At 60.4% G+C, this 11,088-nt stretch carries 8 protein-coding genes; all 8 read right to left on the bottom strand.

The genetic code is table 11. The features are described from left to right. Positions 1-17: 17 nt before the first annotated feature. Complete coding sequence (locus IAE77_RS16985; RefSeq protein ID WP_294228825.1) at positions 18-767, bottom strand: SDR family oxidoreductase; 750 nt, start codon at positions 765-767, stop codon at positions 18-20. Positions 768-781: 14 nt separating this feature from the next. Next, positions 782-1,033 carry a hypothetical protein gene (locus IAE77_RS16980; RefSeq protein ID WP_294228823.1) on the bottom strand — a complete coding sequence of 84 codons (252 nt, stop codon included), beginning with the start codon at positions 1,031-1,033 and terminating at the stop codon, positions 782-784. Between the two features lie 3 nt (positions 1,034-1,036). After that, complete coding sequence (locus IAE77_RS16975; RefSeq protein ID WP_294228821.1) at positions 1,037-1,249, bottom strand: hypothetical protein; 213 nt, start codon at positions 1,247-1,249, stop codon at positions 1,037-1,039. 44 nt (positions 1,250-1,293) lie between these two features. Further along, positions 1,294-2,274: an amidohydrolase family protein gene (locus IAE77_RS16970; protein WP_294228818.1), complete on the bottom strand. Its 981-nt coding sequence runs from the start codon at positions 2,272-2,274 to the stop codon at positions 1,294-1,296. 50 nt (positions 2,275-2,324) lie between these two features. Then, positions 2,325-5,564: a LamG-like jellyroll fold domain-containing protein gene (locus tag IAE77_RS16965; RefSeq protein ID WP_294228815.1), complete on the bottom strand. Its 3,240-nt coding sequence runs from the start codon at positions 5,562-5,564 to the stop codon at positions 2,325-2,327. 18 nt (positions 5,565-5,582) lie between these two features. Next, complete coding sequence (locus IAE77_RS16960; RefSeq protein ID WP_294228812.1) at positions 5,583-6,974, bottom strand: hypothetical protein; 1,392 nt, start codon at positions 6,972-6,974, stop codon at positions 5,583-5,585. Positions 6,975-7,042: 68 nt separating this feature from the next. Further along, positions 7,043-9,361 carry an aminotransferase class III-fold pyridoxal phosphate-dependent enzyme gene (locus IAE77_RS16955; RefSeq protein ID WP_294228810.1) on the bottom strand — a complete coding sequence of 773 codons (2,319 nt, stop codon included), beginning with the start codon at positions 9,359-9,361 and terminating at the stop codon, positions 7,043-7,045. 5 nt (positions 9,362-9,366) lie between these two features. After that, complete coding sequence (locus IAE77_RS16950; RefSeq protein ID WP_294228808.1) at positions 9,367-10,872, bottom strand: hypothetical protein; 1,506 nt, start codon at positions 10,870-10,872, stop codon at positions 9,367-9,369. Positions 10,873-11,088 lie beyond the last annotated feature (216 nt).

The following is an 11,088-nucleotide window of genomic DNA, read 5'->3' as shown; positions in this document are numbered from 1 at the left end:
CTCCTCGCCAGATCGGCTCACATCCGGCCGATCTGGCAGCTCGTCAGCCCGCCATCGATGACGATGATCTCGCCCGTGATGTAACTCGCCGCCGCCGAGCAAAGGAATGTCACTGCGCCAGCGACATCCTCCGGCGCACCGACGCGGCGCAGCAGGATTTTTTTCTCGTAGTGATCGAGCAGCGATCGGTCCTTCGACTCCATCCACTGCGCCGTCAGCGGCGTCTTGATCAACCCGGGGGCGACGCCGTTCACGCGGATGCCATGATCCGCGAGCGACACCGCGAGCGACTTCGTCAGCATCACGAGCGCCCCTTTGCTCGCGTCATAGGCGCAGGAGTCCATCTCGCCCTGAAAGCCGTTCGTCGAAGACGTGATCACGATGCTGCCGCCACGGTTTTCGGCCACGAGCCGCTTCGCAAAGGCCTGCGCCGTGAAAAAGGCCGACGCGAGATTGAGCTGTATCGTCTTGTCAAAACGCTCGCGAGTCATTTCCAGAAACGGGAGGTCAAAGAAGCTGCCTGCATTGCAAACGAGCGTGTCGAGGCCGGGTTCGAGGGCGAAGGCGGCCTCGACCAGCCGTTGGGGGCCGTCGTTCTGCATCAGGTCGGCCGAAACATAGCTGGCGATGCCTTCGACCGAGGGCTGGAGCCCGTGGAACACCACACTGGCTCCCGCTTCCTGCAAAGTGTTGCCCATTGCGAGGCCGATGCCTTGCGACGAGCCGGTCACGAGGGCGGCGTGGCCATCAAGAGAGAATGCTTTCATCGGGGTGTGGGGTGTTAACGGCGTGCCTGGAAATCAACGATGCGGACTTCATGGACTGGAGCGTCATACCAGAACCAGATCGTCCATGCATTAAACTCGCGTCGCATGATCCATCGGCCCGCCGTGTCCTGAAAATCCTCATCGCCTGGAAGCGGCGCTTCATCAGCAATACGCTGGAAGTGGCGAAATACCTGCTCCCGCCGGCGGGCAGGCAGACGCATGAAGGCGTCGAGCACTTCATCCTCGATGACGAAGCGGTAGCGCATGGGTCACTTTCCCACTGCTTTGAGCGCCTGATGCACCGCCATGAGATGTTCCGCGGTGTATTTTCTCCCGCGATCCATCGCCTTCATCCGCCGGTCAATGCGAGCACGGCGTGCCGTCTGGCTGCCACGTTCTTTACGGGCAAGGAAGTCCGCCAGTTCGATGCGTTCGGCCAAAGTCAGGCGCGAGACTTCTTTTTTGAGAGCGGTGAGCGACATGCGGAAAAGTATGGCGAGTTCAAAAAGGGTCAAGAATCGAAGTTTCAGGCCAGTTGGCTCAAATCGGCCTCTGTCAGCTTCAGGTACTTCAGCGTGTTCGTGCAGGTGATGCGCTGGACGGCTTCGTCACCGGCGGCGCGGAGGGCTTTCATCTCGGCCTCGTAGGTGCTGATAAGTTTCACCACCTTGCCGCTGATCTCGGCGGCGTAGCTGTAGAAAGGTGAGTCACTGCCCCAGATGAACTTGTCTGGATACGCGGCGGCCAGATCCGCGGTCACGCGACCGGGATCGGTGTAGTCGCTGTCAAAGCGGCGCTCGCGTGGGGCGATGTAGGGCAGGTCATCCACCGCGCCGACGCAGTGGATGCAATGTGCGGAGTTGTCGAACCACGCGTTCGGCAGTGCCTGGATGCGGTCGAGGCATTCTTTGTCGTAGCGGCAGGAGTGCGCCGCGCAAAAGCGGATGTCGGGATTCGCCTCGGCGATGTCGATGATGTCATGCGCCTGGGCCCAAGGATCATCTTTGGCCACGCTGCTGTGGATGATGAAAGGCACATCCCACTCGCGAGCGAGATCAAGGAAGACTTTGCCCTCATGCGCGAGGCATTTGATGAAGGACTGGATGATGGTGCTCTGGATCTTGATGCCGTGGAAGCGGTATTCGCCGCGCAGCTTCACCAACTCCTTGGCCTGCGCGTCCGTGTTCCGCATCGGATCAACCATGACGAAGGGCAGGATGCGTTTCCCCTCTTCGGGAAAGAGCTTCTGGCACTCATCAAGCAGGCGCTTGTTTTCAAAAGCATACGGCACCGTTTCGAGGCCGCCTTGACCGAAGCCGATCCCGCCGCTGCGGAACTTCGTCACGTCCATCGCCGCGTAGCTGACGAACGGAAACGCGATCCAGTGCGTGATGCCGAGCGCTCCGCCCTCATGCTGCATCTGCACGAGCTGCTGCGAGTAAGGAAAGTCGCCGTGCAGGTAAAACAGCAGGTCGGCGCCGAGGTGGTTGTGGCAGTCAATGAGCATGAGGGGAGTGAGGGTTATGGATCACGGATGGGCTGGTGGCATCTGGAGGTTCAAGGATTCACCTGCATCCACTTCACGGCCTTCATGCCCGAGGCGAGTTCGCGCACACGAATTTCCCAGGCGCCAGGCGTCTCATTTCGGGCAAGGTCCAGCCGGAGAGTGAGTTCGCCGTTTTCCACCACATGATGTCCGTCAAACTCGGCCGGAGCTCCATCCGCGTCCCGTATTGTGACCGCCACCGGAATGGCCGCTGGCATGGGCCTGCCACCAGAGGTCATGAGACGAACCCGCACTTCGGCGGAATAGCCGCGTTTGGCCGTCTCCGGCACCTCAACCTGCATTTCCAGCAGGGGCACAGGCGAAAGCAACAGCACACGGCCTTCCGAGGGCCCCAGTTCCAGTGGAACGACCAGCCCGGCGTCTTCACGTTTGGGCAGCAGAAAGCTGGCCTCTGTCAGGTCATAGATGTTTACCTTGTCCTGGCCGAAATTCAGCTTTGTGGCCACTGGCAGGCCTCTTTCTTTGACCAGACCGTGCTGGCCCACATAGGTGCCGGCCTCACGCCGGTCGTTGATGACAAAAAGCACCGTCGCCTCCCCGCTCCGACTCGCATGGAGCACCACATCCGGGTGGTCGCAGGTGGCCCGTGGTTTCCAGCCCTGGTCTTTGCACAAAACCGCGAGCCGCTCAGACAACGGGAGCGGCACAGCAGCCTCCACAGGCGGAGACACCGCCTCAGGAGAAACGCCTTCCGCAGGCGCAACTGCTGGCACGGGAGCCTTCGCAATCCATGAGCCATCGGCTTTGAGGCCGGGGCAGAGGTGGTCGTCTGCCAGCACTTTACCGCCGTCTTTCTGCCAGTTGCGAATCTTCTCCACAACGCTGGCGGGCAGCACATCGCAGTCTGGCATGATCAGTATCTGTCTGCCGTCCAGACCACCCTCCAGCAGGCTCTCCTCATAGAGCATCTCCGTCTGAATGTGCGCGCGCTGCAATGCCAGCCAGACTTCCAGTGAGCTGGAGGCACCACCACGATACAGCCCCCGTCCGGCCATGACCTGCGACGTAAAACTTTCCAGCAGGACAACGGGTGAGTGCCAGGTCTGACGCCTGCCCAGCATGGGCCCCAGAGGCTTCAGCAGCCGATCGGCCACATCCCGCATGGCCTCCAGGGCCTGGGGATGTGTGGTGCCGGATGGCGCCCGCTCAAGTCCCGTAGCAGGGCATAACAGTGCTCCATCATTGATGACCAGCCCCTTCAAGGGACGGGACAGCATGGTCCATAGATTCGCTTTCAAAAGCGCCGGAGCCATTGTGAGGCGGGAAGCCGGCAGCACCCGATCCATCTGTGCAATCGAACCCGCCGTGCCCTCCGCACTCACCGGAGAAGCAAGCGCACGCTCCCAGCCCACCGGAAGAATGCCAAAGACACCGATCTCACGCTTGTGGGCCGCCGCCATGGCCAGTTGCTGGTCCATGCAAAGCCCGGCCATGAGCGGATCGCGTGTGTCCCCGCTCTGATCGCCGATATGAGCCGCCACGCCGAAAGAACCGGCCTTCGATGGCTGGTGAACCGACGGATGGTGCATGAACCACGTCTCCACATGCTCCTGCTTCCGCCTTTCATAGGCCTTGTACCATGCATCGCTCATCGCGTTGATGCCGTTTCCCTCCGTCCAATACCAGCGATAGTACTTCAGGACTGGATGATCATCCGGAACGACCCGGTCCTGCGGAAATCCGGGCAGTTGCTGGTAAGAAACGGCATCCCCTTTCACATCAGCCGGGATGTCCTGTCCGCTGAATTTTTGATAAGCCTCCCTTTCCTGTTTGCTGAAACCTGGCTGCAGACCAAAGCTCGTTGCGCCCATCATCACACCGCTCCAGGCACCGCAGGTGCGGTAATAAATCGTGAACATGTTCCCGCATGCAGCAAGAAGGCCGGCGGCATTGGGAGAGCCTGTGCTCGCCGCAGTCGGCACGTATTCCTTGCCATCCCGGTCCACTTTGCGCAGTCCCCGCGAAAGCATGATCCCATCGTGCTGCAAAGCCGCGACCGTTCGCATGCCGTTCAGCAATCCAGCCTCCAGCCTGGGACGCACTGTCGCAGGCCGCGTTTTGTTCGCGGTGCCAAGGTAGGGCGCGTCATCATTGCGGATTCCGGTCCAAAAAGTGAACCCCAGGTCATTGAGCTGGGGCAGATGTTCCACATTCGCCCCATCAAGAACGACCGGCAGCATGTGATGACGCCTGCCGACAATGTGAAACTCCTGGGTGCGGCTGACGCGATGGCGTCCTTTGCCAATGGCCACCTCCAGGATGTAGCGTCCTGGCTTCAGAGAGGTGTCGGGACCGAATTCACTCACATTCGTGGCACCCGGCTCCAGGTCTGGGAAAATAAAGGTCTGGGCCTCCCCGTCCACACTATAGGTCATGTCGGCGGCCCTCAGTGCCTCGCGGCGGAGGTTCGTGCAGATGATCTTCATCGGAAGCGGGCGCTCCATCCGCTCCCACACGTGTGACGCGCCATCGATCACCAGCGCGAAAGCCGCAAAGCCTCGCGCGCCGGAGCAAAGACGCACCTCGTCGATCACTCCCTGGAAACCCGCCGTGCCCATGCATGTGATCCCGAGATGCAATGGCTGCATGCCGGGCGTCAGCGCGCCACATCGTTCCGCGAAGGCCTCGCCAGCCATCTGGCCGTCGGCGTGGAAGACGATCTTCCCCTCCCCGTCATAACTGAAGGCCAGATGCTTCCACTCCTCCGCCTTCAGCAGCACTGGCTCAGAGACAAACTCCTTCACAAACGTGCCAAAGCCGAGCTTCACCATCATCGGCCGCATGCCACGCTCATCGGGTGGCAGCAGACTCCAGGAGTAGTCCGTGGTGCCTGCGCCCAGTTTATCCAGGAGACAGGCAGATGCCGTCGGGATGGCAGCAGCAGACGCTTTCACCCACATCTCGGCGGTAAACGCCCCCCGGGGCGAATGATGAGGATGCGCCACCGTCAGGCGTGCAAGTGCGCCGCTTTTGAATCCGCTGCCAAAACGTCCGGCGGGCACCAGGTCCGCGGCGTTCAACATCAACTGCCCACCACGCCCGGTGGCGTCTGTGAGCGGCAGTTCGTCAAACTTCCAACAGCCGAGCACATGGGAACCTGTCGCATCCAGATTGGCATAGCTTTCATCCCATGGCTCTTGGAGTGGCGGCTTGGGAGCCGCGGGAGGCGTAGCACCGAAGCAATTCCTGCCAACAATGGCGAGGAGCAGGATGGCTAAACGCAGAGGCATGACAGATAAGAGGCTCGGTTACCAGGCTCCGATGTTGCGGCGGGTCTCAGCAGGCATTTTTACGATTTGCTGGTGTCGCTCGTAACGCAGTTCCACGGGTGGCAGACCGGCGGGCAGGTCAGCCGCCGCTCCCAGGCATGGCGACATGGCCCCCAGACTGAAATCCTGTTCGTTGAATGCTACGAATCCCGGCTCCTTCCCCAGTTCGGAAGAAGCCAGCGTTTCAATCCTTCCCTTGAAGTCGTCCACGCTCGGCACCCATCCTTCATTCAGCCAGTTTTTGCCAAGTTTGAGCACACCGAGCTTGCACATCAGGGAGAGATTCTTCCCCTTGGAGTCCACAAACAGGATGTTGTTGTGGCATTCCACCGTTTCATCCGGCGATGAAACCCTGAACACCGCGATCGAACTCTTCCGCGTGGAGATCACGGTGTTGTGATAAAAGTGCAGCACCCCTTTCCGATATCCTGCCTCCTTGCCGGAATCCCCCCCGTAGTGGACGAACTGGTTGTTGCCATCGCCCTCGCGCTCGATCAGCACATTGCCATAAACGTGGGTATGCCGGTATTCGGGGGAAGCATTGAGAGCCGGGTTTCCTGTGGCATCCACGAGGTCAAGCTGACGATTCCCTCCCTCGATCCAGTTGTGGCGCACCACCAGCCCGGCGGAACGATCCTTGAGATTGTTGCCGGCACATCCTTCACGCAGCGGACCGAAGTGGTTCCCTTCAAACACCATCCCTGCGCACTCCGTGTAGGCATTGTGTTCGGTGATGCTCGCTGGATTTCCATTGCCATGCAGGTGACAGCGCTCCACACGCACATCCCTTGACTGCGCGCTCACCATCAATCCGTTTCCGCTGTCATGCAGGACGAGGTTTCTCAACACCAGATGCTCGGCCTTTTCGACAATGATGGCCGCCGCGTCCTTGGCGTAGGCGGTCATCCCCTTCCGCCCATTAAAAACATGCGGCGGGCGGCCGCCTGAGATGTCGAGGTTCTCCACCACAATGTATGCAGGCATCGTGTCAGCCGGAACATTGGCTCCTCCGATTTTCACAACACCCCGCTCCTGGCCCCAGTAGTTCAAACCCGGCCGCGTGGTGGCGTTCTGCCCCTCAATCACCGGCAACTGGCCATCCGTTCCAGCAACGCCTGTGACGGTGATCGGCTTGTCCTTGGTGCCACGACAGCACAGCACCCACTTCTCGCGATACGGCTCCGTCCTCCAGTGAATACGCACAGTGTCCCCCGCCTTCAACGCCTCCCACGGCACGGAGCCAATGCTGGCATGCTTTTGGCCAGGCCCAACCTCATAAACGGCGGCCCCAACCGGCACACTGAAGAAAAGGAGGCCCAGACTGAACCAAAGTCCGCACAGGCCTGAAGTTTTGTGTGTTGTCATGTTCATGAGTGACAAAAAGCGGGCGCATCCTTCTGTCTGACCTGGGTTTTTCCAACTCTAAATTCCGATTTGTTTCAGACCAGACGCGCAAAGCCTTGTTGCGGTCCTTGAGCCGCGTCGAGTGGTGTTTGCGCCACGATGGCGAGTGCTTCATCCAGCGCCGCAAGCATGCCGGCGACTTTTTCGTCATCGTGGCACCAAGTCACATAAAGCTGGCTCGACATCAAAAAGCCGCGCTGGAGCATGTGACGGATCATGAGCGGTTTCGCGGCTGGATTGGCAAACACGAGCGATGGAGCACAGGGCATGCCGCCGACCTTCAAACCGAGCGCGGGATGCCGCGAGGCCACTTCGCGCAAACCAGCCTGCAAACGCTCGCCGAGGCTCCAGACGTGCTTTTGCACGCCTTCACGCCTCATTTTGCCGATGCAGGCCAGCGAGGCTGCGGTGCCGACGCCATCGGTCCAGTAACTGCTGGAGATGAAACTGTTGTTTGAGGCGTCCATGACCTCGTTTTTGCCGATGATAGCTCCGGCGGGATAGCCGTTGCTCATCGCCTTCGCATATACGGCGAGGTCCGGCTCGATGCCGAGCACCGGCGCGGCACCGGGAAAGCCAAAGCGCCAGCCGCTGGTGACTTCATCGAGCACAAACACGGCACCAGCCGCATGGCAGGCATCAATGACGTTTTGCAGGAAGCCATCGCGCGGGAACTCGCTGCGCATCGGCTCCATCACGACGGCGGCGAGTTTGCCATCAAGCTTCTGCAACGCGGCTTGGAAGGACGCGGGATCGTTGTAGCGAAACGGCACCGCCGTGCCCGCCAGCTCGCGTGGCACACCAAGCGGTTGCAAACCGGGCAGCAAGTGACCATCGAGCGCGGCGTCATCGCCGAGATTCGCGGCGAGATACCAATCGCTCCAACCATGGTAACCGCAGAACGCGATACCGCTTTTGCCCGTCGCGGCACGTGCGATGCGCACCGCGAGACCGAGCGCCTCACCACCGCCGCGGGCGTAGCGCACTTTGCCGGCCCAGGGGTGCAGATCGAGCAACTCATCCGCGAGCTTCACCTCATCCGGCGAGGCGAGCGTGGCATAGCTGCCGAGATTCACGCGACGCTTCACCGCTGCGTTCACTTCATCGTCCGCGTGACCGAGCAAAATAGCTCCGACACCGCCGGTGAAGTCGGTGTAGCGTTTGCCATCGAGATCCCAGATACTGGAGCCTTTCGCGCGGCTGAAGTAGGACGGCCAGGTTTGAGGATCGAAGAGGTGGGCGCGTTTCGAAAGCAGGCCGGTGCCGCAGGAGATTTTGGTTTTGGCTTCTTCCCAGAGTGCGGGGCCAAGTATTCGGGGCATTCCTGCCCCGTCAGAGGGGCCAGGAATGGCCCCATTACTTTGCTTCACTAGCCGCAGCGCATTCTCGCGGAAGATGTCCTCCAGGTCGCCCTGCGTCATACCGGTGTCTTCGCAGGCTTCGCGGAGGCAGAGGAGCGATTCGATGCCGACGGTCGTGTATTGGCCGAAGATGGTCAGTTTATCGCCAGTGATCTCCGGGTGAATCCAGGTGAAGCCATCGCCCTGCGTGATGCAGGAGCCGCGGAGTTCGCTGACCATGTAATCGCTGCCCCAGAGCACGCGTTTGGGCCCGAGGATCTCAATCGCGGCTCGAAAGGCACCGGCTTGCGTCACGGCGGAAGTATCCACGACCACGTTGTCGAGGTCGATGAGGTGATGCAGGCCTTCGCGGGCATGGCGGTAGTTAAAACTGCGGGCGATGTGCGCGAGGATGAGTTGGCAGCGCGGGTATTTGCGGCAGAGACGGCTGATGGCCTCGATGTTACGCGGATCGGTGATGCCATCGGCGAGCATGATGTGCAGGACCATGATGCCGTTGTGATCGTGACAGGCCTCCCACATCCACTCCGGCGCGAAGGATTCGATTTCCGCCTCCTTCGTGTCCGGCACATCGGCATAGAGGCGATATGGCTTGATGCCGATGAACACGCCGGTGCTCATGAGGCGACGCACTTCGGCGGGATCATCGGTCGGAGCCGCGAGCACGAGTGCACGCGAGTTCGTGTTCATGTCGATCTGCGATTGCAGCCATGCGTTTTCGCCGACGCGATCGTTTCCAGCGCTCGGATAGCCAAAGAACAATCCTTCGACCTCGCGGCCCGGCATCCAGAGCTGCATCGCGGCCTGAAAATCGGCCATTCCGTAGCCACGATCCGCATCGAGAAACACAGGACGCTTTCCCTCCGCGAAATGGCGGCTGTGAAACAGGTGCGTGTGCGCATCGAAGACTTTTTGCGGCACAAAGCCGTCGATGGCGCGATGGAGCAGCTTGCGGTCGGTGTCGGTCAGTTCGGTGACGAGATGGAGAGACATGAAAATCAGTCGTTGAGATACACAGCGTAAATTTTTGCGGAGCTGTTCGCCGGATAGTTCACGCGCAGGGCGATTTTGTGAGCCGGGAGAGGTTTGGGCCAGTTCAGAGGCACGTGGAGGCCGTTGGTGGTCAGAGTGATTTCAAAATCGTCAAGGGGATGGTCAAGGTGGTCAAGAAGTTGCACGCAGAGCGGATTTTCCGCGCTAAGACCGTCCACGTTGAGGGCGATTTGCTTTGCGGTGAAGGCGCTGGTGATGAAGTGAGCATCGTTTTCGGTCACTTTGGGCGAGAGAGAGCCGAAACCATCGCGACGCAGCGTGGCTAGGCCGATGTCCATGTTTTCGAGCACGCCGCCGGTGTCCCAGTGCGAATACCAGATCATCGTTTGGTCGCCTTCGTTCACAAACGCATGGCCTTGCAGGATAGCGACGTCATCCCACTCGCCCTCCTTGCCACGCGGAATGACCTGAAAACCCGGCACGGGCTCGCGAAAGTGCACGCCGTCGTTGCTGATCATGAGGCCGAGATCGACACGCACGCCGAGGTTCCAGCTTTTGCCTGCGGGCGGTTTTTCGGCGGCGTCCTGCCACATGCCGTGCAGGCCGACCATGACGTTGCCACAATTCCACAAACCGGCGCCCATGTGCATCTGCTGGCCTTTGACAGGCGGATTCGAAAGCTGGCCGGGGCGTGCATACGAGAGCGCTTTGGCCTTCGACCACGTCACAAAGTCCGGCGAGCGATACGCCAGCATGTCGCGGCCGATTTCGCTGCCATCGGGCCGCCACGACCATGGGCTCAGCAATTGACCGGTGGCGTAGTAGAAATCGCCAAAGCGATACAGGCCGCTGACCTCGAAGCGCTCGCCTTCGGCATTCGCAGGGCGATCGCCAACGCATTTCCAGGTGAGGCCATCGGCGCTCGTCGCGGTGACGAAGGAGCCCCAGCGCTTCTCATTCGGCCCGATCTTGCTGCGACCACCCTTCACATCCTCAATCGGCATATGCGCGATGTAGGCGCACTTGTAGCGCTTCGACGGATCAGGCTCCTCGGGTTCGAAAAGCACGCTGAGGAAATCATTCACGCGGGTCATCGAGTGTGGCTCGCCCTCAATGAGGCAGATGTTGTTCTTTTTGCTGCCGTTGAAGTCCACGAGGCCGAGTTCGGGCTTCGTCCACGTGATGCCGTCCTTGCTTTCGGCGTAGCACATCGGCCGCCACCAGCCGGGGGCCTGTCCTTTGACGATCTCCGCCTCGTGCATGCCGAGATACCACATGCGGAAGGTGTCGCCCTGCTTCAAAACGGTGCCGTAAAGGATGGCGTGGCCCGCATCGGGCGATCCGGGAGGGCCATTGCGCAAAACGGGGTTCGCAGGGTGCTTTTGGGCCGTTTCGAGGGTCAGCTTCAGATTGTGCTGCCAGGCGATGTTGTGGTCGTCGAAGGCGAAGAAGGTCGATTCGGCGGCGTGTGCTGAAAACGCGGCGACTAGAAGGCTGAGGCAAAGCTTCATGAGGCGATTGTGAGGCATCGCCTCCACACAGCCATCCCAAACTCGTGGTTCAACCGGCGGACCAGCCATTATCACCGCATATAAATCGCACTCAGCCTCACCTCCGAGCGTTTCGCGCCTTCAAAGACCACACGCAGCCGCACCTTCTCCGGCAGCGCTTCCTTCGAAGGAAACATCACCGGCATCTCAACCTGCCGCCTGCCTTTGTGCCTAATC

This window comes from Prosthecobacter sp., from assembly GCF_014879935.1.
GTDB lineage: Bacteria > Verrucomicrobiota > Verrucomicrobiia > Verrucomicrobiales > Verrucomicrobiaceae > Prosthecobacter.
Note: the sequence above shows the minus strand (reverse complement) of the source record. Positions and strands in the feature narration are given on the sequence as shown.

What these genes read in the sequence shown, in the direction of transcription:
- IAE77_RS16950 (WP_294228808.1), bottom strand. Translation starts at nt 10,872, where the DNA reads ATGAAGCTTTGCCTCAGCCTTCTAGTCGCCGCGTTTTCAGCACACGCC.
- IAE77_RS16980 (WP_294228823.1), bottom strand. Translation starts at nt 1,033, where the DNA reads ATGCGCTACCGCTTCGTCATCGAGGATGAAGTGCTCGACGCCTTCATG.
- IAE77_RS16955 (WP_294228810.1), bottom strand. Translation starts at nt 9,361, where the DNA reads ATGTCTCTCCATCTCGTCACCGAACTGACCGACACCGACCGCAAGCTG.
- IAE77_RS16985 (WP_294228825.1), bottom strand. Translation starts at nt 767, where the DNA reads ATGAAAGCATTCTCTCTTGATGGCCACGCCGCCCTCGTGACCGGCTCG.
- IAE77_RS16970 (WP_294228818.1), bottom strand. Translation starts at nt 2,274, where the DNA reads ATGCTCATTGACTGCCACAACCACCTCGGCGCCGACCTGCTGTTTTAC.
- IAE77_RS16975 (WP_294228821.1), bottom strand. Translation starts at nt 1,249, where the DNA reads ATGTCGCTCACCGCTCTCAAAAAAGAAGTCTCGCGCCTGACTTTGGCC.
- IAE77_RS16965 (WP_294228815.1), bottom strand. Translation starts at nt 5,564, where the DNA reads ATGCCTCTGCGTTTAGCCATCCTGCTCCTCGCCATTGTTGGCAGGAAT.
- IAE77_RS16960 (WP_294228812.1), bottom strand. Translation starts at nt 6,974, where the DNA reads ATGAACATGACAACACACAAAACTTCAGGCCTGTGCGGACTTTGGTTC.